Genomic DNA, 22,589 nt, shown 5'->3' with positions numbered 1-22,589 from the left:
GACGTCCTCCTCTTCGACCTCCCCACCCTCTACGGCGACTCGGCCTGAACCGGCGCTACCTGTCCAGGCACGCCCCGGTTCGGGCTCGTTCGATGTCGACGGCGGAGGCCTGGAGACCGGACCGAGATCGCCGTCTGGTTCCCGGGTCAGCAGCGCGTGCAGCTCGCTACGGCTTCGACGGTGGATTCCTCCCGAGACGGACTCGCTCGGTCTGCTGCTTGATGATGGCGCGGACCCTGTCGTCTCCGGGCGTGTCCGGAATGGACGCGAGAATCTGGTCCAGCGTGTCGGTCACGACGGCCGCGGCGGTCCGTCGGCGCAGGCCCCAGGTGGTCGCCTCGTCCACGAGGTGGGCTGCGGTCACCGCCTGTATGTCCGCCTGCCCGCCGACCCGCTGGCCGAGGTGAGTGTCGGCTCGCCATGGCTGTCCGAGATGGTCGCGCAGCTCGAGGGCGATCGTCGACAGCACGTCATACAACGGGGCGAGGCGGACGTCCGGTTCGTCGGCTTGATGCATGATCGCGAAGTTCTTTGCGTGCGCGTCGGCGTTGCCCACGGCCGTGTTGAAGGTCACCCGGCGCAGCAGGACCGTGACATCTCGGGGGTCGCCGAAGGTCCGCAGCACCTCGGCGAAGTCGCGCAGCGACGGGCCGCCCTGTTCCTCGTACTTCATTCCTGGTCGCGTAGCGGTCGCTTGGCAGCCGTCTTCCTGGTGAACCCTGACCGGGAGCCGCCCGCTGGTGCGCTCCTGCCGGTCGAACCGCCGAACCGCCAGCACCGGGAGGCCCGCGACGTCGAGCAGTTCCCCTTCCGCCGCCGCCAGCCCGCAGGCCGCGGCGAGCCGTCGGCAGCGCGGCCCAACAGCGCCTTGCGCTGGCATCCGGCCAGGGACGGCCGGAACCCGCGCTCCGGTGCCACCCCCAGCGGGGCGACGTCCAACGCGCCGATGACGCGGCGCAGGTCCTCGGAACTCATCACGCGGTAGCCGTCTTCGTCACCGGTGCCTGGCTCCTCGCCCTCGGGTAGCACCTGGATCGCGCCGGCGCAGTCGCGGCCGAACGCCTTCAGGATCCCGTAGGTGTCGGCTGGGCGTACCCCGGCGATAGCCGCCATCCGTTGCAGCGTCGGCCCCTCCGGAAGGACGTTCCCGAAGAAGTCCAGACCCCGCATGTCCCGAGGACCGATCACCGCCCCGATGGGTAGCCCGACCGACAGCGCCGGGCTACCCGCTCCCCACCGCTCCACCGCCTCGGCCCGCCACTCCAGCGTGATCCGGAACTCCGGCCCAGGCGTCAGAACCGCCGTAGGGGTCTCGTGGAGCCAGGCCACCAGATGGTCAGCCACGTGCCCGCCTCGGCCGGACGACGACCTCGCACCCGACGAACCGCAACAGCCGCAACGCGTGTGTCAGCGAACTGCCGAACCTGCCCGCCTCCAGTGACGAGATGTAGGACTGCCCGACCCCCGTCGCCTCGGCCGCTGCCACCTGCGTCACCCCGGCGGAGGTTCGGAAGTACTTGATCGCCGCGCCGAGGTCCCGTGCCGCGATCACCTGGTACTCACCCGCCGGTATCACCATTGACCAATACTACGCCACTATCTGTAAACAGCAATATCACCGGGAACAGATTCGGCGCTGACCGTGGACCACGACCCCCACGATCGCGGTCACCGGTCTTCGGGGTGACCGGGGGCGTGCGCGAGACCGAGGCGTTGCCGCATGCCGGCTCCTGCGATCAAGCGGTGACGGGCGAGGTCCGGAAACCCTTGACGATCATGTAGATGCCGATCGATAGACGGTCGCCTCCGAGATCACGACCGCGAGAAGCAGACTCACCACGCCGAGAAGGCCGGCCGCGGCCGACCCGGGCAGTTCCATGCCGACGGCGAGCCCGCCGATCAACAGCTGTGGAATCCCCCGGGGAATGAACGCGAACAGCGCCTGACCGACCTCGGTCGTGACCGTGGCGGCCTGCACGTCCAGCGGGCGCAGGAAGTCGACGGCGATCTGGCCGTCCTCGATCCGCTCCGCGATCTCGCTGCCGCCCCAGAAGTTGACCGAGCCGAGCTCGGTCACAATCGCGCGAGCCGAGGCCGGACCTGAGCGCAAGTCAGGCCGGGGAACCCGGACTGCTCTCGACCTCGGGCTGATCGAGCAGCCCGTTGTCCGCCGCCCAATGGGCGAAGTCCCCAGCCCGGAACGGCAGCCGGTAACTGCCACCCAGAAGATCGTCGACTAACGCTGAGACAAGCGAAACAGTGAGAAGTCCGTCTCGGATCGCCTCGCACAGCAGTGCGAGTGTCGGGCGGAACGGCACGCCTGCGACCCTGGCTGCCTGGCGCGCCGCGCCATCGTCGATCACAGCGGTCCCGCCAGACACCGCGGCGAGCGCCAGGACACCGGCCTCACCGACATTACGTGTTCCCCGCACCAGCAGCCCGGCGAAGCGGCCGAAGGCTGCCAGTTCTTCCGCTGTCTGCAGGGCGCGATGTTCGAGCCAGTCGGCCTCCAACACCGTTTGAATCGAGCTGTCCGCACTCGCGGATCTACGAAGTTCGGTGATGACTGTGTCCGGGATAAAGGCCTGTCTTCCGCCGACGACCGCCTTGAGTGCGCCGAGCCAGCCGTTCGTGGCGAAATGCCGCAATGGACCGGTGTCGAACACCAGGATCTCGTTGTGGTCCATCGATCAGACGAAGTCCCAGATCGCGTCGTGCGGCAGGTCGGGCAGCAGCGGCAGGTCCTCCTCGTTCCAGGAGTCAAACAGCAGGTCGAGTGCCCGCACGCTGGAGATCGTCTCGTTGCGGTAGAGACGAATCACGGACGCCTCGTAGCTGTGCGGCAGGTGTACGGGTGCCAGTTCGTCGCTGACGACCAGGTCGAACTCGACGATGTCGGCACGGGTCGTGCGGACCCGCCGTACCGTGTCGGCCCGACCGCGATCGGCAAGGCCAAGGTCGACGAGCCGGCGCGCGAGGGTGGACATGTCCACCCGAAAGGTGCTCGCGACGCGGACGGCGGTCTGGCGGAGTTCGTCGCCGTCCAGGGAGTCCCACGACTTCTGCCGCAGTGGCGCGGCCGGTAGCAGCAGCGCTCGGGCGAACCGGTCGAGCCGCGCCTCCGTGGCGTCGCTGTCGGGTTGCTCCGCCACCCGCCAGTCGACGGTGTACTCGTCGGCGCAGAGGCAGTGGCCGATCTCGTGTGCGATGGCGAGCCGGCGGCGGCCCACCTTCAGGTCACCGTTCACCACGGCCACCGCGCCGGTCGCCAACAGAATGGAGGCCGCGTCGGCGGCGTCCGGACCCATGGGAAACGAGAAGGCCAGCAGGCCCAGGGACGCCGCCTGGCGGGAGATGTCCAACAATGGATCACCTGGCCTCAGGCCCAGATCGGTGCGGGTGCGGGCCGCCATCTCCTCGGCCGCCCGCACTCCGTCAGGGCGTGGCTGGGGGACGGGGAGCTGCAGGCTGAGGCGGCGGTCGTGCTCGACCACGAACTCGACATGCCGGGCGGCCCTTTCGACGCAGGCGTCGATGGTCGGGTCCACGGCCCCGGGCTCCCGGAGGTTGCGGTGCGAGACGACGGCCGGCGGGGGATCGGTCAGGAGCCACTCGATGCGTTCCCCGAGAGCATCAGCGATGAGTGCAAGTTCGACGGCCGTCACCCGCCTGACACCGGTCTCGATCTTGGCCAGCGCCGATCGGTCCAGGGAGACCTCGGAGGCCAGGGCGGCCTGGGTCAGCCCGCGGCGCCCCCGTGCCTCGGCGATGCGAGAGCCGATCGAGTGCCCGCCAGCGTTCCGCACGTGTGCGATTCTAGAACAGATTACGGGCTGCCGCCGTCAGGTCCGCGGTGCAACCCGCGGTTGCGCATATGGATCACAGGACCACTGGGTGCAGGCGGCCGTCGCGACTTCTCAGGAGTCTTCCGGCTGGTTGTCGACCTGGTGTCGCACAGTCAGCGGCGAGTCGGCCCGTAGCTCGTCCGGGATGGCCGGCACGATGGCGAGTAGCGTCGCCGAGGTCTCCTCGTCGACGGAGTACGGGTCGAGGCCCAGTCGGGCCGCCGCCCGGCAGAACTCCTGCTCATCCTCGTCCGCGCTTCCTATCTCCGCCCATTCCACGGAAAGCGGCGTCTTCCCGATGTCCGACTCCGCGAGCCGGTCCAGGATGCGCTGGACGACGCCGGCCAACGCCCCTCTGGCCTCCTCGGAAGGCACCAGCGCCTGCCCGCTCGACGCGAACCTCGGCTGTCCGAGTGCCCCGTCGTCGGCGGTGGCCCAGACCACCCGGGTGACCGCGTCTTCGGGCACCACTGTCAGATCGGGCCAGGCCATTCCGTCCCCGGCACCTCGCAGGTTGTGCTGACGCAGCCAGGGGTACCGACGCAGGTTCGACCACGTCCAGTACTCGGACCTGATGGCCGAGGGACGAATATGCCCCGTCAGCGGCCACCAGTTGGTGGCAATCCATTCCGCCAGCGGATACAGGCTGCCGTAGACCGACCGCCGGAGAGTGCCGTCTGACTCCTCCATCTGGGTCACGCATCTGCCGCCCACCCACAGCTCGTACCTCGCCCAGGTGGCGGCCAGCTCAGGAGCACGTACGCCGAGTGCGTCGAGTGCGTCGAGTACGCCGGGTGCGTCGATCCACTCGATCCGCAGCTCGATGGAGCCGGATGGTGACACGACTACGAGGCTCCGTCGACTGCGCCCTGGCGCTTGGCCTTTTCTTGGAGGTAGGCGGCGTATTTTTCCAGGATCTCGTCGATCTCTGCCAGCGGTATCCTGACGTCGTCCCACCGGTCGTACAGCGACTCGAACAGTACCTCGTCACCCACCAGAGTCTGCTCGGTGACGTTCCCCGCAGTCCCCTCCACTTCACCGCGCCGCACCCGCGACCAGTCGTCCCGGAATCTACTCAGGCTCCTGAAGCTGTACCCGATGTCGCCCTGGAGCCAGTCGCGGAGGGCAAACAGCCTCCCGTCATCGAAGAATCCTTCGGGATCGATGCTGAGTGATCCGTACTTCCCGTCGACGAACCTCCACGTCTCAGAACTCATCGCGCAGATCCTCCTTGATCGGGAATGCGGTACGCACGGTCCCGTCCGGCCCGACATAGAACTGGATCTGGACCCCATCATGCGATCCGACCAGAATCTCCTTCGACACGTCCCGCCCTTCTTCCAGTGCCGGTTCTATCTTTTGATCGTATACCTCAGCATAGGTCTCCTCGACCGCTTTGCGGACCTTCTCCGTGTTCCAGGAGTCGGGGAACATGGTATGCGTGGGAACCTTCTTCGGTCGCCACTCGGCGGCGGACTCGTCCCAGAATTCAACCTTGGCCTCGTATTCGCCTGATCGGGACGGCTCGCCGGTCCAGGTGAGGCGCCGGTCCGCGGGTGGGAATCCGCCGGGCGCGCTGTGAAAGCCCACCGGTCGACCCTTTCTGCTCCACGCGCCATCGAGAAGATGGTTGAACGTCTTCTCCGGGATGGGAGGACGGCGGTCGGCGGGACGGGCGGTGTCGGTGTCGGTGTCGGACGCGGCGACCTGGTCGTTTCGTTTCGCCCGCTCGTGCGCCCGGTCGAGGAGAGCCACCTTTCGCTCGGCGGACGTCGGCTCGCGTGGCAGGACGGCCGGAGGGCTCCGATCGACGTCGGCGGGCGATACCTGGTCTCCCAGCACCCGCCGGTCCAGCGCCTGCGCCTTCGACTCGGCGCGGGAATGCGGCACGTCCCGCGATCCCGACCGGCCGGGATCCACGGAACCGGCGGAATCAACCGGATCGGCGGAATCGACGGGCTCGGAGCCATCGCGGGCCCGCGTGGCCGCCAGATCCAGCAGCCGCGCCTTCACCTCGGGCCCGCTGATCCGGTCCGTCCGGTTCGCCGCACCGGACGAAGGTTCGGGAAGATCAGCACCGGGTGCCGGGAGGTCACGCGGCATCGACGCTCACAGGGTCAGTATTGCGGCAACACCCAAAGCCACGGGCGGGTTGCCCAGCCCCGCGATGGAACAGGTGCCGGCGCCCAGTCAGACGGCGGGGTCAGACGAAGCCTTCCTCCAGCAGGACGGTCTCATCAGGCGTGATGCGATGCCGGCGGCCGGAACCGTCGACGACGCGGCACCAGCTCTCCACGATCAGCGCGTTCTCGGCCGCCTCCAGCTGGATGTCCGCGCCGCCGTACATCCCTGGAACAGGAAACCAGAGCCGACCTTCCGGTATCTCGGTCAGTACCTCGACCTGCGGAAGTCGCATCCGCCGACGTTCTGTCAGGCCCATGCTCACCTCCGCCAGCAGCAGGTGCAGCCGGCGTTCGAGCGCGGCCACGACCTCCGCCGGAAGTGGATGCCGGGCAACAGGGCGCAGAATGTCAACCAGGTGGCTGTGGCCGCGGGCGGTGGCGATGTCGACGGGCCGCTCCCCCCGCGTGGTCCGCAACATGCGCCAGGCGCCGCGGGACAACAGCCCGTCCACGATGCTGGACGACGCACCGTGCCAGGCGGCCTGATGCAACGGCGCAAATCCGCGGTGCCCGTCGAGCCGCGTGGAGTTCACCCAGTTTTGATGGTTGGATGTGTCGAGCTCGCGAAAAAGGGCTTCCCAGCCGCCGTCCCGGGCGGCATCGGCGATCCGGTCCCTGACTGCGGCAACATCGGCGGAGGCAGCGTCCCGCCGGTAGCCAAACCATTCTGTGCATTCTCGATCATTCGCGGGGACCAGCATGTATCGACCTCGATTCTGCCACCGTTGTCCATGGTGACGGCCGCAGGGCTGTCATTTGCCGCGGAGCCGCAGCCAGGCGTCCAGCTCCTCGTAGTCGTCGTCGCCCGGACGTACGGTGACGGTGAGGTTGGTCAGGGCGCAGTACTCCTCCGTGCTCATGTTCACCGGGTTCTCGATCGAGCCGTCGGGCAGGCGCCAGGGCAAGATTCCTGAGCGCCGCACAGGCGGCTCGACCGCTTTGCCGCGTCGGCGGGAACGCGGCAACACCCGTGTGATCCAGCGGTTCACGAGGTCGCCCCGTGCCGGTTCGCCGTGGTTCGCGAGCGTTTCCCGACCATGATGATGCTGGTCACGCCGGTTCCACCCTTCATTGCGTCGACTGTCGTGACAGTGGTTCCAGAACGTGGTGGTCCGGGGTCAGAAGCCGGGCCACTCCACCAGGCTGGTGGAGTCGAACAGGCCGGAGGTGTAGACGAGGTTGCCGTGGGCCGCGTCGACGGTCAGGCAGCCCTGGAACTTCTCCCCCGACCCGAGGGTCGCCGCGTTGAACGCCGGTTCGCAGCCGAACGTCGGCTGGACCCGGGCGCCTTCCGGCGTGCGGACGAAAAAGTCGAACGGGTTGACGGCGAAGCCCTGCTTCTGCGAGGCGAACGACACCATGAAGGTGGCGAACGCCGGGCCGCTGGTCGGCTTGGTGAAGCCGCTGAAGAAGGACGAGACCGCCTTCGGCGCGGCCACGCTGATGGTCGCCGCGACGTCGCCACCCTTGCGGATCTCCAGGACCTCGCCGTACTGGGCCTGCTTCGCGCCGCCCGCCGTCGAGCCCGACTGCCCGGCCGGCGCGTCGGCCGCTCCGCTCGCGGCGGCGCCCTGCGTCGATCCGGCGGTCGTCCCCGTGGTGGAGACGGACGTGTCCTCCAGGCAGCCGGTCAGCCCGACCATCCCGGCGAGGACGGTGGCGACGACGACAAACCTTGCCTTACCCATGCGAAAACCCCCGAGAAAATCGCCGCCGGAATCGTTTTCCGGCAGCATCGAATACGCCTCCCCGGCGCACGGAATGACCGTGACGCCGTGGGGCTTGGGTGATGCGGCGAGCCTCGTCTCCACGCTCGCCGACAGGGCCGCGTCGGGCCGGTGCCTGAACGAGGTTTACGGCTTCAGGGCCGCCACCGGCTCCCCGGCGGTTCGGCGGCGCGACGCCGTTTCCATCCCCGCCGGTTGGCTTGGTGATGACGACCGGCGGGTAGGCCGAAGGCTGTCCCGGCCTTCGGCGGTGGTGCGGCCGGCGGAGACGGACGATGTATCCGCCCGCCGACCGGCCGGCTGTCCCAACCGACCCGCCGCAGATCACGGCGGACCGGGTCGGGCGAGCACAGACTTACAGGTCGAACAGGGCCTCGCCTGGCGGTGCGGCGGCGGCCGGCTTGGTGCGGGCGCCCTTCTTCCTGGCGCCCTTCTCGTGCAGCCCGGCGGCAACCTCCTCGGCGTACCGGGCATGGTTCAGCTCGAGGAGCCGGTCGAGCACCTCCCGCTGCGCCCACGGCCCGATCGTGTACCGGGTGTACTTCCCCGCCGGGTGGAAGCCGTGGTCGAGCCCCCGCTCGATCATGTCGTCCCAGCCGTACGCCCGGAAGATAGCCTCATCGATTAGCCGATGAATCTCCCGCAACTCGACGATATCGGCATCCTTACAACCAGAATCAAACACCAAATTATACGTCTTCGTCAACCCCGACTGCCGCCCCAACATAACCTCCCGCCGAAACCCATCCAGCCGCTCCCCGAGTTCCCGCATCTCCACACTCAGCTCCGGCAACGGCAAGGTCTCAAACACATCCGACGGGGAATAGTTAAGGTCCGCCTTCATCGTCGAACTACGACTCATTGCCCACCAGAAGTGAGGAGAGGCGGACAACAAGGAAAGCATTGCCGTATCATCAGTAGCGAAGACTCCAAGCTTATGCGCGAAGACCTGCCCAGTCGGCACCATCACCGGCATCACCGTCCGACTGACCAACGCGATTACGATGATTCGGCTCACCCGCCCAGCCGCAGCATAGAGAACTGTAGCCTGATGTTCGTACTTCCACCAATTTTCCTTTACGCGGCGCTTATAGTCCGGCAAAAGATCCCGTTGAGGCTTTACCTCAATTCGTACGATTTCAAGCAAGAGGGGATAGCTTCGAGCATCCCGATATTCACGATCACCAAAGTTGATGATCCAACGACTACTGGAGCAGTCGGGGCGCGAGTTTAGATCTTGGCCATTGAGATATGGGAACAACACGTTCCCGTTGCGGGGGTCCTTCGCGATCAGGGCCTGCGCGGCCGCCGGCTCCATGGTGAACCCAAGGCCGAGAACGTAGCTCCCGATGAAGGCGATTCCCGCACTAGCAGCAAGCCGATATGGGTTACCCGAGGCTCGCGACTCAGTGTCCAAGGATGGCGCGATGACGGGGACGAGAATTCCGTCCGCGAAGCGAGCCGCGTTCTGACCGATCTGCGTAGTGGTCCAGACCGCGCTGAACTCCAGAACGGCTGACCGTGATGGCCAGGGACGGCTCTTGATCGCCCGGCGGATGATGTGGCCGTCGGCGACAATCTGATCCAGCCCGACCTCGCGGGTGTCGCCCTGGGTCAGAGTGTTTGTCGCGAGCAGGCCAGTCTGGCCGCTGCCACCGAGTATGGCGTGGGCATGCAGTGCGAAGTAGGCGATCAGGTCGGCGTTGCCCTTGACACCGTTGGCGAGGTTGTCGACCAGGTATTCCCGATAGGCAGAGCCTGAGGCGCCGCTGATCTTCTTGCCGCCGAGGAAGGGCGGGTTGCCGATGATGGCGTCGAAGCCGCCCTTTTCGAAGACCTCGGGGAAGACCAGGGGCCAGTGGATGGGGTAGCGGTCGAAGCTGCCCTTGACATGGTCGGTGGCGAGCCAGCGGGTGATCTCGCGCTGGGCTTCGTCCACGTCCTTGCGGCCCTCGGTGATGTCGGCGGCGAGTTTGGCGGCCGTTTCGGAGGCGATCTTCTGGCCGCGGTCGCCGCGGCCGGCGTGGGCCAGGGTGGCGCCGATCAGGGCGTCGGCGAACAGGGTGATCTGGGCTGTGCGCGCCTTCGCGTCGTCGAGGAGGGCCTTCTTCTCGTCCAGGCCGTCCAGGGACGAGCCGTCCTTCTCGACGAGTTCGCGGCGTTCGGCGGCGACGTCGCGGATCAGTTCGCGGACGCCGGAGGTCCAGCCGAAGATGTCGGAGTGGAGCTCGCGGCCCTTGGCCGGGTCGAGGTGCATGTATTCGAGCTGGTCCAGGGAGGTGATGCCGAGCAGGGAGTCGCCGGCGACCAGTTTGTCGTCGAGGAAGGTGAAGGGGCGGCGGGTGTCCATGGAGACCAGCCACAGCGACAGCTTCGCCATCTCGACGGCCATCTCGTTGATGTCCGCCCCGTACAGGCAGTGCTCGATGATCGCCCGGCGGGCCTCGACGACGACCTCGTCCTCCTCGGCGTCGCGGCCCAGCCACTGGCCGGTCTCGTCGTGCCCGGGCAGGCCCTCGGAACCGGAAGCAGCACCGGAGCCGGGGCCGCCCGCGCCGCCGGCCGCGTCGACCCGGCCACCAGCCCGAGGATCGCCCTCCAGCGTCCAGGCCTCGACGAGGCGGGCGCCGAGGTAGCGGGCGGCGGCGACGAGGAACGCCGCCGAGCCCATCGCGATGTCGGCGACCTTCAGGGCGAGGATGTCGGTGCTGGACCGCAGCTTCCAGGCGTTGGTGTCGGCGGTCTGCAACGGGCCGGGCGCATAGACCAGCGGCTCGAGGGCGTTGTTCGCGACCTCCTCGGCGAGGAAGCGCGGGGTGTAGTGCGTGCCGGTGTTCTTCCGCAGCGGCGACTCGGTGACGTACAGGCCGCTTTCCAGGATCACCACCGGCTGGTCCCGCAGGTCCCGGCGCAGCAGGCCGAAGAACGGCAGCAGCCGCTCGGCGGTCGGGTAGTCCCCGCGGGTCACGGCGAGCAGGGCCTTGCGGGCCTCCTCCCGCTCGCCGGCCTCCAGCGGGATGAGCCGCTTCTCGACCGCCTTCGCCGAACCGAGGCCACTCGCGGCGTACGTCTCGGCGAGGGTGGCGGCGAGCAGCGGCCGGCCCCGGTGCCGCGACGCCAGGTCCTCCAGCTCGGACAGCCTGACCTCGGCCTCCAGGCCCTCCTTGCCGACCAGGCCGACGATCACCTCGCCGGCCGGGGCCCGACGGGCGTCGTAGGACAGCAGGCCCTCGTAGACGTAGCCGATCTGCTCGACGTCCAGGGACCGGAAGCTCAACGTCCGCCGCTCCCGCGACCGTCCGGAGCCGACCTGGATGTACTGCACGGCGCGCAGCATGTGCAGGACGGTCCGGTCGTCGACGCCGAGCGGCAGCCAGGGATGCGTGTCCGGGTCGAACAGGGAACCGCCGTGGGCGTGCATGCGCAGCCGGGGATGGTCGACGCCGGTGTAGACGGCGGTGAACAGCGCGCGCAGCCGGTGCCAGGCCGCCGTCGACTGCTCCAGGTCGTCCTCGGTGGCGCCGTCGGAAAGCTGCTGCTCCAGCTCCGCGCACAGCCGGCCGACCGAGTAGGTGCCCGCGTACAGCTCGTTGTCGGCGGGCAGCAGGCCGCGTTCCTCGGCGTAGAGCAGGAACACGATTCGCATCATCACCGCGACCGCGCCGCGGTAGACGTCATGCTCGCGGATGTCGCGCAGCCCGATGCCCCCGCGGGCGTGCTCGGCGACGTGCCAGCGGCCGAAGGCGGCGACGAGCAGCTCGACGGCCTGGCGAACCTGGACGCCCAGCGCCTCGGTGATCTCCTCCTGGCTGCCGAGGCTCGCGTTCAGCAGCGGGACCAGCGTCTCCGCGTCCGGCACGCCGAAGAACCGGCGCCGGCACAGCAGCGAGGCGAACGCCCGCACCACGTCCCGCTCGGCCGCCTCCGGCCAGGACACGGCGTCGAACACCGCCGTCGTCGTCACCCCGCCGCGCGGCGCCCAGACCAGCGCCCACTGCCGGCCGTTCGTGACCAGCGCCAGCTCGATGCCGTGATGCCGGCAGGCCAGCGCCGCCCGGTCCACCGGCGTCGCCGCCCACGCCTGCCCGGCGGTCCGCCCCGTCGGCGACTGCCCGGGCGCCACAACCAGGCCCAGCAGCCGCACCGCGTCCGGCTTCACCCCTGCCTGCGCCCCCGAGCTCGAAGGCTCGACGAGGACGAAGGACGGGACGATATGGGTGTCGTGCTGGTCGACGTCCACGGCGAGCGCGGACAGGGGGTCGTCGGCCTCGGGCCAGACCAGGGCGTCGCCCCAGCCGAGCAGGTCGGCGAGCACGAAGCGGACCCAGTCGCGCTGGCCGGCCGCGGGGGCGTCGAGCCAGGTGGCGTGTTCCCGGCGCAGCCGCTCGCGGGTCTTCTTCTCCAGCGCGTCGAGCGTCGGCCAGGCTCGCCGCAGCACCGGCAGGCTCAGGAACGGGCCGCTGATGTCGATCAGGCTCAGCCAGTCGCGGTGCTGCACCGCCCCGTCCTGGACCGGGGGGCGCCGCCGCCCGGAAACGCTCATCGTCCCGCCTCCCGGGCCGGCACGACCAGGACCACCGCGACCGGGAACTGGTGCTGCTGGGGGTTGCGGTAGCGTCCGGCGATCACATCAAGCTCCCGTTGCTTTTCCTGGCCGAGCCGGTGCAGGCGGTCCTCCCAGGACTGCCGGTCCTTGCGGAACTGGGCCAGCTCCTCCCGGCTACTGGTGATCTCCGTCCGGCTGAACAGGACGCCCTCTTCGTTCTCGGGACTGTCGAGCGCCGAGCGGAGCGTGCTCGCGAACTGGTCCAGAGTCGAGGTGATCCGGTCCTCCTCGGCGCTGCGGCGCTGGGCCAGGATGCGGGTGAGCGACTCCTGGCGCGTTCTCGTCCGCCAGTTCAGGGCGGAGAGCACGCCGTCGCGCGCGGCCGGCCAGCGCTCGGCGAGCCGCTCCTGGGTCTCCCTCGTGACGGGACGGCCGGCGGCGAGCGCCGAGCCGACGATCTCCCCGAGGATGGTGAGGTTCTCCAGCCGGCGGAACCGGCCGGCCGCCGGCAGCCAGCCGCCGGCCTGCAACACCTCCTCGTGCAGCCGCACCCCGTCCGCACCGACCAGCACGAACCGGGAGAACGCGCCGACGAGCACCTCCTCGCAGCGCGGGTCAGCGGTCTGCACGGCGGTCACCCGGTGCAGGCCGACGTCGGCGTTGGAGACGGCGCCGCGCAACAGCCGGGTCGACATGTCGACCAGCGGGTGGCCCAGGTGGGCGAGCACGACGTCGTCGCGGCCCCGCACCACCGCCGCGTCGAACGTGATGGGCAGCTGGCGCGGCGGGGCGTCCTCGCGGTGCAGCTTCTCGGTCAGCCCGGCCGAGGCGCGCGCCCACGAGCCGGTCAGCGTCGGCACGTCGAACATCCCGTCACCCGGATCGTCGTCCGGCAGGCCGGGAACGCCGGGGATGCCTGGGATATCGGGGAGATGACCGCCGAACAGGTCGCCGCGCTCGTCGACGTGCGGCGTCAGCCGCTGCTGGCGGGCGAGGTCCAGCGCCGTGCTCACCACCCGCTGCACCGCCCGCGGGGTGATGCCGAGATCGCGGATCGTGTCGTCCAGGGTGGCGCGTAGCCGGCGGACCTGCTCCCGCACGTTCTCGGCGACCGGGACCGCGTCGTCCTTCCCGCCCGCCGCGCCGACCATGACGTCGAGGTCGAGCTCGGCCGGGTCCGCGACTCGTTCGCCGAGCATCCGGCGCTGCACCCGGTCGGAGAGCACCGCGTTGACGGACCCGAGGTCGGCCTTCATCTGCGCGACCTTCTTCACCACCCGGGACAGGAACTCCAGGTCGGCCTCGTAGGAGTCGACCGCGCCACTCCACCCGGAGCCGACGAAGTGGCGGATCTCCGGCGCCTGCCGCTGGCCGTACCGGTCGATCCGGCCGATCCGCTGCTCCAGCTTGTTCGGGTTGAACGGGATGTCGTAGTTGACCAGCCGGTGGCAGTGGTTCTGCAGGTCGATGCCCTCGCTGGCAGCGTCGGTGGCGAGCAGGATCCGCACCGGGTGCTCGCTCGGGTCGGCCTGGAAGGCCAGCCGGAGCTGCTCGCGCTCGTCGTTGGGTAGGCCGCCGTGCAGCAGGCCGAGGCGCGCTCCGCCGAGCCCCTCCTGGCGCAGCAGGCCGGCGAGCCAGATCTGGGTGTCGCGGTACTCGGTGAACACGACGACCCGCTCGTTCAGCCAGTGCTTCCCGTCCGGGCGGCAGACCGCGGTCAGGTAGTCGAGCAGGGCGCGGGCCTTCGCGTCCGGCTCGGCCTCGTGGGCGTCCCCCCAGCGCTGCATCCGTTCCAGCAGCGCGCTCTCCGAGTCGGTGGGGTCCGGCTGCAGCGGGCGGACCCGGTCCAGCGCGTCATCCTCGGCCTCGGCGAGCTGGGTGTCGTCGAGGGTCGCGACGTCGTCGAAGTAGTCCTCCAACCACTCCGGTACGTCGTCGTCGGCGTCGAACCCGCTGGTGGAACCCGCGCGGCCCGGCCGCCCCTGCCGCGCGGCGAGGGTCTCCCGGTAGACGGCGACGGTGTGCGCGAACGCGGCCGGGGAGGAGAACAGCCGCTTCTTCAGCAGCAGTGTCACCAGGTCGGTCGCCTTCCGGCCGCGCTCGGAGTTCAGCCGGGCCCGGCGCAGCGCGGAGAACTCCTTGAGCAGGCCGTGGATCTCCCGCTCGCTGTCCGGATAGACCACCGGCATGTCGATGGAGCGGCGCGGGGCGAACCGCGGCGTGCCGTCCGCGTTCTCGATGCCGCCCTTCAGCCGGCGGACGACCACCTCCTCGACGGCCCTGCGGTCCGGTGCCACCCCGCGGGCGAACCGCTGGTCGTCGAGGATTTCCAGCAGGGCGGTGAACGATGCCAGGTAGCCGTTGTGCGGGGTGGCGGACAGGAACAGCCGGTGGGTGAAATGCGGGGCGAGCCTTCGGATCAGCTTCGTCTGCTGGGAGTCGACCGCGTAGACCTGCTTCGGCGCGGCCGGGGCGACGTGATGCGCCTCGTCGAGGATGAGCAGGTCGAACGTGCGCGGATAGGTCGGCTGGCCGTCACCGGGCAGCACCTCGTCGAGCAGGCGCTGTGCCTTCGGGCCGCGCAGCCACGGCAGGCTGACGATCGTGAGCGGATAGACCTCGAACGGATTGGCTGCGCTGCCATGCGAGCGGCGGACCGCGGCGCACCGCTCCGCGTCGATGATGGTGAATTCGCGGCCGAACTTCTCGGCCATCTCGTCGCGCCACTTCAGGGTCAGCCCGGCCGGGCAGACAATCATGATCCGCCGGGCCCGGTGCCGCAGCAGCAGCTCCTCGGCGACGAGCCCCGCCTCGATCGTCTTGCCCAGGCCGACGTCGTCGGCGAGCAGCAGGTTCACCCGCGGAGCCTCGAGGGCTCGGGCCACCGGCTCGAGCTGGTAGTCCTCGACCGCCACCCCCGAGCGGAACGGGGCCTGGAGCCGGCGGGCGTCCGCGGAGGTCACCGCCGACCAGCGAATGGCGTCGAGGAAGGCGGCGAGCCGTTCCGGCGAGTCAAAGCCGCCTCTGGTCACCTCGGGCAGGGAGCCGCTGGGCAGGACGCGCCGGCCCGGTTCGACCTCCCAGATCACCTCGATCGTCTGCCCGTACCGACCGTCCTCGACGCTCTGCAGGGTGACGAGGGAACTCGGCACGGCCGGCCCCGAGCCGTGGTGCGCTCCTTCGCCATCCGGCGTGACCTGGGCATCGGTCTCCGCGACCACCCACTTCTGCCCCCGCACCTCGACCAGCGCCCCGATGCCGGGCAACCCCGCCCCCGCCGACAATGCGCCGCGACGAGATGGCGCACGCTCCGTAGTTGCAGGCTCCGTAGTTGCAGGCTCCGTAGTTGCAGGCTCCGCGGTCGAACCCGGCATCCTCATCCCCCTCATGGACAGCCCGATCATTCTGGCAGGTCACCGGGTCATCCCTCGCGCCTGCGGTGACCCGCCGACGACGGGCACCCGCACATCCCCGACCAACCAGACATCCAGGAAGAGTGTAGCGACTGTGAATCCGATTCACAATCCGGCCGTCAGCTGGCTGTCAGCTGGCTGTCAGCTGGCTGTCAGCTGGCTGCGATCGCCTAGCCGCGTGGAGTCGCGGCACGTGGACTATCGCAGTGCCTCCAGCGCCCGGAGCTGCGCGGGAGTACCCGACTCCGCGGCGTACTCGAGCAGCTCGTCGAAGGTGGGGACCAACACCTCCAGCAGGTTCGCCACGGTGGCGACCGAATCCTCGAGCTCGGCGCGGCCGAGCCCGTACCGGCGGGAGATCGCCAGGGCGCGACTGCGCACGGCCGTCGCCCGCGCCCGCTCGTCGTCACACCACAACTGCAGAAAGTAGGTGTCCTTCACCTGGAAGGATCCAAGCCGGTAATACGGCTGCCGCGCTGACGGGCCGAACATCTGGGCCGGCAGGGTCGCCCGCCACACCCCGTTCGGCAGGTTGGTCAGCACCGCCTGGCCCAGCCCCGCAGCGCGCAGCCACTCCACCCAGATCTGACGTGGCTCGGCGCCGCGCTCGCCCGCGAGGGCCTGCACCACCTGCGGCGCGTGGCCGCACAGCTCCTCGAGGAACCGGTCCCGGTCCTGGGCCGCCTGGGTGAAGGCCAGCACGGTCGCCCCGTCGGCCAGGACGAGATGGGCCGGCAGCCAGGCGGGGGCGTTGCTCACCGGGTGCAGGTCCCGCAGGCGGCGTGGCACGTTGAACCGGTCCCGGTCCGGTCGCGAGCCCACCGCCCGCACCGCGTCGAACTCGAACGACCGCAGCGACGTCAGCGGTCGGAACCGATCACGTCTGTCACCCGGGTTCCGCTCCCCGTCCGGCACGATCCGCACCGAGCCGTCGTAGTACGCCCGCGGGAAGGGACGGTGGGTGAAGGCGTCGAAGAGCAGCAGCTGGCGGCTCTCCTTCAGGACGTAACGAACCCCGTCTCGGACCGAGGCGCCGCCCAGATCGGTGGGCCACAGCACCCTCGCGTCGCGGCCGTCGCGCTGGAGATGACCGATGTGGACGAGATGCTCGATCCCGCGGGCCACGAGCGATTCGGACAGCCCGAAGAAACGGGCGAGCTCGTCCTCTCGATGCAACCGGCCTTCGACGACCCCTCGCAACAGATAGTGGTCGACGACATCGAAGGGCTGGCTGTCCTCGAAGGTGGCCTGGACCTCCACCTGCCACAGCGGCCAGCGCACCGAGAAGATCCGCAGCGGACGGATCTCCGGCATCGTCATAGTCAGCTCGAGGGCCCGGAAGTCGGGAAACAGCAGCCGGTCGCCGGCACCGCCCGCCGGGGCGGTGCCGACCGAGGGACGGGTCACCTCGGGTCCTCGACGGCGCCGCGCAGCCGCGCCTCGATCTCACGGGAGCCGCGCAGATCCCCGACCGTCGACAGGGCCGTTCTCAGCTCCACGATGAGCCTCGCGAAGCCGGCGTCGGTGGAGCTGCTGAGCGTGTCCAGATCTCCGACGAGCACGAGCTGCCGCCGCGTTCGGCTCATCGCGACGTTGAGGCGGCGCAGCTCGCTCAGGAACCCGACCGAACCAGCCCGATTACTGCGGGTAAAACCATAGATGATCAGATCTCGCTCGTTGCCCTGGAACGCATCCACGGTGCCGATGTTGTCCTCGACGTTCCCGGGCCCGCCCAATCGCCGGACGAGCGTGCGCCGCAGGAGCTGGACCTGCTCCCGATACGGAACGATCACCGCCCAGTCGCGGTAGTGATCGGCGTAACGGGCGACCAGGGCGGCAATGAGATTCGCCTCCAGCCGGTTGCTGACGCCACCGTTCGCGCCGCCGCGAGTCTCATGCCGTTGCGGGGGCGGCCGATCGGAGGTGTCCACAAATGCCAACGGGCTGGTGAACAGCGGATCGGGCCCGGTCCCGGGATGCTCGGTGGCGAGCACGCCGCCGTAGAAGGAATGCGAGATGAACGTCGCAACCGTCTCGGGCATGCGACGTTGGGTCGTCAGGGTCACCCCGTGTTCCGCCCCGATCCGCTCGAAGAGCCGCTCGAACTCGCTGCGCCCGACGATGTCCCGGGTCTCGGCGACAACCGGGGCGGACAGTTCCGCGCCTGGCACGAGCCCCTCTGCCCACCGGGCGACCTCGCTGTCCAGGTACGGGGGAAGCTGGTGGTGATCCCCGACGAGCACCGCCCGGCGGGCCCGGACCAGGGGGACGAGCAGGTCGGGCAGGGCGATCTGACCCGCCTCGTCGACGATGGCGAGGTCGAAGGACAGCCCGCTCAGCAGCTTCTTCGTCGAGACGCCGATGCAGGTCGCGGCGATGACGTCGGCGTAGCTGACAAGTTCGTGTTTGAGCTCCTCGTCCGCGGTGGGGATCCGACCCCGCCATTCGGCCAGCAGGGATGCGCGGGTGCGGGCGAGACCGACGGTGTCGCGGAGGCTTTGCTCGCGCCGCTCCCAGCCGGCGACGTCGTCGGCCTCGCCGTTGGGGAAGCCGGGGCCGCAGCCCGCCAGCTCCAGCCCCGCACGCAGCGGCTCCGCGGTCCGCGCCGCCCGGGTGAGCGCACGTTCACGGTGTCCCCAGGCGTATTCCCGCTCCGCCAGCAGCCGGCCACCGACGCCGTCCTGGGCAACGAGCAGTGCGACCCGTTCCAGTACGCCGTCGCGTTCGGACCGGGCCGCGGCGAGTTCCTGCTCCGCCGCATCGACCCGGACCTCCGCGGCCTGCAGGGCCCGCAGGCGTCGGGCGACACCGCGCCGGTGGACCGCCGCCCACCAACCGGGAGCGCGCCGGCCGGCCGCCTTCTCGTAGCGGAGCCGGGCCCGGGTGAGACGTTCCTGCCGCCCCGCCGCCGCTTTCTCCAGCCGTTCGACCGCGGTCCGGGCCGCCGCGATCTGCGGTTCGAGCGGGGCTCGGACCCGCCGGGAGATGTCGTCCAGCTCGGCATCCCGGCTCAGGACGATCGCGTCGTCCTGCTGCGCGGCGCCGATATGCGTGCGCAGCAGCGCCAGCTGGTCGCTGGCGTCCCCCTCCCCGGCGAACGGCTCCAGCGCCGACACGATCGGTTCCGTGTACCGCAGAAGGTTGTCCTTCAGCTCCTCCACCTGGACCTCGGCGGTGAGCTCGCGGGCCGGACCGGTCAGCGCCTCCGGGTTGCCGACCCGCACGCACCGCAGCTGGTCGGCCAGGCCCCCCAGGACGTTGTCGACGGCTCGGTTGCTCTGCGAGGTGACCAGGATCCGGCGCGGGCTCTCGGCGCCGGCCCGGGCGGCTGCCGCCTCGGCGACGGCGATCTCGGTGATGGTCCAGGTCTTCCCGGTGCCCGGGGGGCCGAGCACGAGCAGCAGATCCGGCTCCCCCAGCGCGCGCTGGTAGGCGTCGAGCTGGCCGCCGTCCAGCGAGCGGCTCGGGATCGCCGACCGATCGGGTGGGGATGGTTGCAGGACCCCGTGCTCCGCCAGGATCGCCAGTAGGCGGGGATTGGTCGCCTCCTCATCCCGCAGGGCGGCCACCGCGCCCAGCTGGGCCCTGTAGACGACATCGCTCGGAAGAACCGCCAGCGCGCCCTGCGCCGGGATGCGGGCGAAGTCGGGGACGCCGTCGAACCGAACCGTCACGTCGAGGTTCTCGCTGCGCAGGATCGTGCCGCGTAGCTCCCGGTCGTCGTTGACCTGAACCTGCGTGCCCTCGGAGACCTGGCACGCCTCGGCCAACCGGAACTCGTACACGCCGCGGGCGGAGTACCGCTGTTCACGGGTCGCCCGCCGCGCCCGGTACAGAATCGGTGTGGCGGCGAGCCGTTCCCGTTCAAGATCCCGGGTCCGCATGATGATCCGCTCGACCGTGTCGAGATAGTCCAGGTGCCGAGTGGGCATCCGGGCGGACGACGCCGCCGACGTCGCCAGCTCCGCCCAGGCCTTGCGCAGAGCTCCGGAATAGCTGTGGTAACCAGCCCCGATGTATCTGACGTGCGGATAGAGAAACCACTGCGGGCAGTGAACGCGCAGGAAACCCTGGGCGAGACTCCGGTGGTCCCGGAAGCCCCACCGGGCGACGTGGGTCAGAATGTATCCGTCGTCGCGGTTCGTCGGGCGTAGCAGCGCGACGTGGGTGTCGGTGTAGATCCGAAGCGTCGTCGCATTGTCCCGGCCCGTTTCCAGGCGGGCCGGTACGCCGGTGCCGGACATCCGCCGGAGCTGGTCGACGAAACGTTCGGGGTCGAGGTCTTCGTTGCCCTGGACGCGGGCGCTGGCCAGCGTCTCGGTCAGCCGCGCGCTCGGGGCGAGAGCAATCCCGCCAGCCAGGGTGATCGGGGCTATGGCCATCAGTGCCCGGCCCGGGCGAGGCGGTCGATGCCGGCGCGCAGCGCCGGGATGAGCAGGCCCGGCCGGGCGGGCCGCCGGTCCGGATCGGGGTCGAGGGCGGCGAGCAGAACCTCGTCCAGTTCAGCCGGCACGTCGAACCCGAAGGCGTGCAGCGGTGCGGGCAGGCCGCGGGCCGGCGGCCGTCCCGTCAGACAGTGGTAGGTCATGGCGGCCAGCCGGTGAACGTCGGTGCGGAATCCAACCTCAGCGCCATGGAACCCGAGACGCTCCTGCTCCGGTGCGCGGTACTCGGCGGGTCCCTCCCCGGGCCGACGGCGGACGCCGGCCAGGCCAAGGTCACGCAGGGCGGGGGCGCCCCTCGGATCGAGAAGAAGCACCCCGTCCGGCGTCAGGGCCCGATGGGTGTGCCCGGCATCGTGCAACCCGGCCAGGACATCGGCCACCCGTTCGGCGACGGTCAGCAGACCGACAGCGGTCACCCGGTCCAGCGGGCGGGCCCGCGCCGGGGCCACCGGGCCGAACACCTCCCGCCAGGTCCGGCCCGCCGGCCGGGCCGAGAGGACGGCGGCCTCCACCGAGCTCACCCGGCCCTCGAGCAGCCGGGGCAGGCCGCGCCGGCCGCCGATCCGATCAAGCAGGCGTAACTGGGTGTCGATCGCCTCCGCGTGGGCCTCCGCGTCCGGGTCCGGACGCCGGATCAGCACCTGGCGGAACCAGGCCGGGTTGGGCGGCGCGGCCATGACCGTGGCAGCTCCTGTCCGCAGCACCCAGGCATCGCCGCCACGCCACTGCTGCGGATCCCCCTGCAGCAGGCAGTTGCGGCCGGCGATCCGGATCGTCTCACCGCCGCGGGGGTGCCGATCGGCCGGATCGCGGGGCGCCGACGCACCTGGTCCGAGATCCGCGGGCGGGACGATGATCCCGACCTCCGCCTCGGCGGGCAGCTGCGGCGACCCACCGGGCGGCGGGTAGAACGCCGCGACCACCGCAGCCGCCTCCGGCCGGGTGAGCCGGCTCCGGAGCCCGGTCTCGTCCCAGATACAGATCTTCGTGGACGTCTCGGCATGCTGAGCGCTTTTCCAGCCGTCCCACCACAGCGTGGTGTGATGATCCATGGAGCTGGGAACGCACAGTACCCACTTGTCGATCCGATAGCCGAACGCGCGAGCATTCTTCTGCGCCGAAGCAAAGGATTCCATGATCTGGCGGCGTTGGCTCCGCCCGACCCGCGGCATGAAGTACTTCGACTGCCAGACGACGATCCGGTCGTCGAGCCGGCCGAGAAAGACGTCGATGCCGCCGTCCCCGGGGTTGGGGCTTATCCGCCGAGCGCCGGGGTGCAGGGCATCCACCAGCTGCGCGATCATCACCTCGAAATCGCTCCGGGCTCCCTCCTCGCTGCCCGTATTCAGCTCGTGAGCACGGAAGTTGACCACCACAGGATTTCGCCGCGAGCCTGGCACGCCGGATCGTTCCTCCTCGGGTCAGCGGAGTCGGATACCGGGAGGAATCCTACCGGGAATCGCCGCGCCGCTCGAGCTGTCAGCGCCGCAGGCCCACGTGTTCCATGTCAGCGGACGAGGCGTAGGGGGCGTGCTCCGGTTCTTTCGGAAATCGCCTCGTCCAGGTCGGTGGTCGTGGCGGTGAGGTCGGCGAGGAGTTCCAACCGGCTGGCGGTGACGGCGCCGGCGGGGTGGAAGGTGACGAGTCGCTGGTCGGCCGGCGGCACCGTCATCTGTTCGCAGACCAGGTGCAGCTCGCCCGCATCGGGATGCCGAAGCTGCCTGTTCATACCGCACTGGGTTGCCACGTCGTACCGGCCCCACCAGTCGGCAAACTCGGCGCTGGCCGCGGAGAGCCTCGTGACCAGCCGGACGATATCCGGCTGGTTCGGGTGGCGGCCCAGCTCGCCGCGGAGCGTCGCGACCAGGTCTGCCGCAGTCGCTTCCCAGTCGAGCCAACGGGCGCGCAGTGACGGGCACCGGAAGCTGGGCCAGACGATGTTCCGTTCCGCCGGCGCCACGGCCCCGAAGTCGGTCAGCAGTGCGGCGGCGGCCGGATTCCACGCGACGGCGTCCATCGCCACGGTCAGGAGATAGGCCGGTATCGGCTGGAGAGCGGAACAGGTGGGAGTTCTCGTCGTCGGACAGTCGAAGCCCGCGGCCGATCGCGCTGAGCACCTCCAGGGACGGGCGGCGGTCACGCCCCTGCTCAAGTCGGGTACTGCTGACAAGCTGGGCAGGTCAGGAGCTGACCGGCACGGGCCGCGCGGGGTCCCTGCCCCCACACCCAGAAAGCCAGCGCCCTACTGGTAGGCCTGGACCGTTCCGTCCACCGGCTGATGTGCCCGGGTCGAACACTGGCTCGGCCGGTGACTGAGTCAATCACCGGCCGAGCGCAGGGTCCTGCTCTGCGTGGTGCGCTACTTCTGAGGGTTCGTCTACGTCTGGTCGGGCTTCGGGGCCAGCGCAGGCGTGGGGGTCAGTGCGGGGG

Annotated in this window: 17 protein-coding genes and 1 pseudogene; all 18 read right to left on the bottom strand. The window is 69.8% G+C overall.

The features are described from left to right. Nucleotides 1-166: 166 nt before the first annotated feature. The 18 genes and pseudogenes from NBZ85_RS08330 to NBZ85_RS08245 all read right to left on the bottom strand — a co-directional run bounded on the left by NBZ85_RS08330 (nucleotide 167) and on the right by NBZ85_RS08245 (nucleotide 22,299). Complete coding sequence (locus NBZ85_RS08330; protein ID WP_261555710.1) at nucleotides 167-880, bottom strand: HipA domain-containing protein; 714 nt, start codon at nucleotides 878-880, stop codon at nucleotides 167-169. 158 nt (nucleotides 881-1,038) lie between these two features. Further along, nucleotides 1,039-1,329: pseudogene (locus tag NBZ85_RS08325) on the bottom strand (HipA N-terminal domain-containing protein); the annotation flags it as partial. 7 nt (nucleotides 1,330-1,336) lie between these two features. After that, complete coding sequence (locus tag NBZ85_RS08320; RefSeq protein WP_041938646.1) at nucleotides 1,337-1,579, bottom strand: helix-turn-helix domain-containing protein; 243 nt, start codon at nucleotides 1,577-1,579, stop codon at nucleotides 1,337-1,339. A gap of 195 nt (nucleotides 1,580-1,774) precedes the next feature. Continuing rightward, nucleotides 1,775-2,077 (bottom strand): ABC-2 family transporter protein, encoded by a 303-nt coding sequence (locus NBZ85_RS08315; protein ID WP_261555709.1) that lies wholly within the window; start codon nucleotides 2,075-2,077, stop codon nucleotides 1,775-1,777. A 34-nt stretch (nucleotides 2,078-2,111) separates the two neighbouring features. Then, entirely contained in the window at nucleotides 2,112-2,687 is a 576-nt protein-coding gene (locus NBZ85_RS08310; RefSeq protein WP_261555708.1) for a PIN domain-containing protein, read from the bottom strand. 3 nt (nucleotides 2,688-2,690) lie between these two features. After that, complete coding sequence (locus NBZ85_RS32605; protein WP_261555707.1) at nucleotides 2,691-3,806, bottom strand: helix-turn-helix domain-containing protein; 1,116 nt, start codon at nucleotides 3,804-3,806, stop codon at nucleotides 2,691-2,693. A 111-nt stretch (nucleotides 3,807-3,917) separates the two neighbouring features. Then, nucleotides 3,918-4,688, bottom strand: coding sequence for a hypothetical protein (locus tag NBZ85_RS08300; RefSeq protein ID WP_261561749.1), 771 nt, complete (start codon nucleotides 4,686-4,688; stop codon nucleotides 3,918-3,920). A gap of 2 nt (nucleotides 4,689-4,690) precedes the next feature. Then, complete coding sequence (locus NBZ85_RS08295) at nucleotides 4,691-5,062, bottom strand: hypothetical protein (protein WP_261555705.1); 372 nt, start codon at nucleotides 5,060-5,062, stop codon at nucleotides 4,691-4,693. Next, nucleotides 5,052-5,948: an EndoU domain-containing protein gene (locus NBZ85_RS08290; RefSeq protein WP_261555704.1), complete on the bottom strand. Its 897-nt coding sequence runs from the start codon at nucleotides 5,946-5,948 to the stop codon at nucleotides 5,052-5,054. Before NBZ85_RS08290 ends, NBZ85_RS08295 begins: the two co-directional genes overlap by 11 nt. Before the next feature lie 100 nt (nucleotides 5,949-6,048). Continuing rightward, nucleotides 6,049-6,729 carry an ankyrin repeat domain-containing protein gene (locus NBZ85_RS08285; protein WP_261555703.1) on the bottom strand — a complete coding sequence of 227 codons (681 nt, stop codon included), beginning with the start codon at nucleotides 6,727-6,729 and terminating at the stop codon, nucleotides 6,049-6,051. 51 nt (nucleotides 6,730-6,780) lie between these two features. Continuing rightward, nucleotides 6,781-6,951 (bottom strand): hypothetical protein, encoded by a 171-nt coding sequence (locus NBZ85_RS08280; protein WP_261561748.1) that lies wholly within the window; start codon nucleotides 6,949-6,951, stop codon nucleotides 6,781-6,783. 195 nt (nucleotides 6,952-7,146) lie between these two features. After that, nucleotides 7,147-7,716 (bottom strand): hypothetical protein, encoded by a 570-nt coding sequence (locus NBZ85_RS08275; RefSeq protein ID WP_261555701.1) that lies wholly within the window; start codon nucleotides 7,714-7,716, stop codon nucleotides 7,147-7,149. A 394-nt stretch (nucleotides 7,717-8,110) separates the two neighbouring features. Further along, the gene (locus NBZ85_RS08270) at nucleotides 8,111-12,298 is read right to left on the bottom strand and encodes an Eco57I restriction-modification methylase domain-containing protein (RefSeq protein ID WP_261561747.1); all 4,188 of its coding nucleotides are present in this window, start codon (nucleotides 12,296-12,298) and stop codon (nucleotides 8,111-8,113) included. Beyond that, on the bottom strand, nucleotides 12,295-15,567 hold the full coding sequence (gene drmD / locus NBZ85_RS08265) for a DISARM system SNF2-like helicase DrmD (protein WP_261555699.1): 3,273 nt from the start codon (nucleotides 15,565-15,567) through the stop codon (nucleotides 12,295-12,297). The genes NBZ85_RS08270 and drmD overlap by 4 nt, the downstream gene beginning before the upstream one ends. A gap of 345 nt (nucleotides 15,568-15,912) precedes the next feature. After that, a complete protein-coding gene (locus NBZ85_RS08260) occupies nucleotides 15,913-17,121 on the bottom strand; it encodes a hypothetical protein (protein ID WP_261555698.1) in 1,209 nt (402 codons plus the stop codon). After that, nucleotides 17,118-20,096 (bottom strand): DEAD/DEAH box helicase, encoded by a 2,979-nt coding sequence (locus NBZ85_RS08255; protein ID WP_261555697.1) that lies wholly within the window; start codon nucleotides 20,094-20,096, stop codon nucleotides 17,118-17,120. Before NBZ85_RS08255 ends, NBZ85_RS08260 begins: the two co-directional genes overlap by 4 nt. Then, nucleotides 20,096-21,463, bottom strand: coding sequence for a protein kinase family protein (locus NBZ85_RS08250; protein WP_261555711.1), 1,368 nt, complete (start codon nucleotides 21,461-21,463; stop codon nucleotides 20,096-20,098). Before NBZ85_RS08250 ends, NBZ85_RS08255 begins: the two co-directional genes overlap by 1 nt. 203 nt (nucleotides 21,464-21,666) lie before the next feature. Then, a complete protein-coding gene (locus NBZ85_RS08245; protein WP_261555696.1) occupies nucleotides 21,667-22,299 on the bottom strand; it encodes an MmyB family transcriptional regulator in 633 nt (210 codons plus the stop codon). Nucleotides 22,300-22,589 lie beyond the last annotated feature (290 nt).

This window comes from Frankia tisae (genome assembly GCF_025403405.1).
Lineage (GTDB): Bacteria > Actinomycetota > Actinomycetes > Frankiales > Frankiaceae > Frankia > Frankia tisai.
Note: the sequence above shows the minus strand (reverse complement) of the source record. Positions and strands in the feature narration are given on the sequence as shown.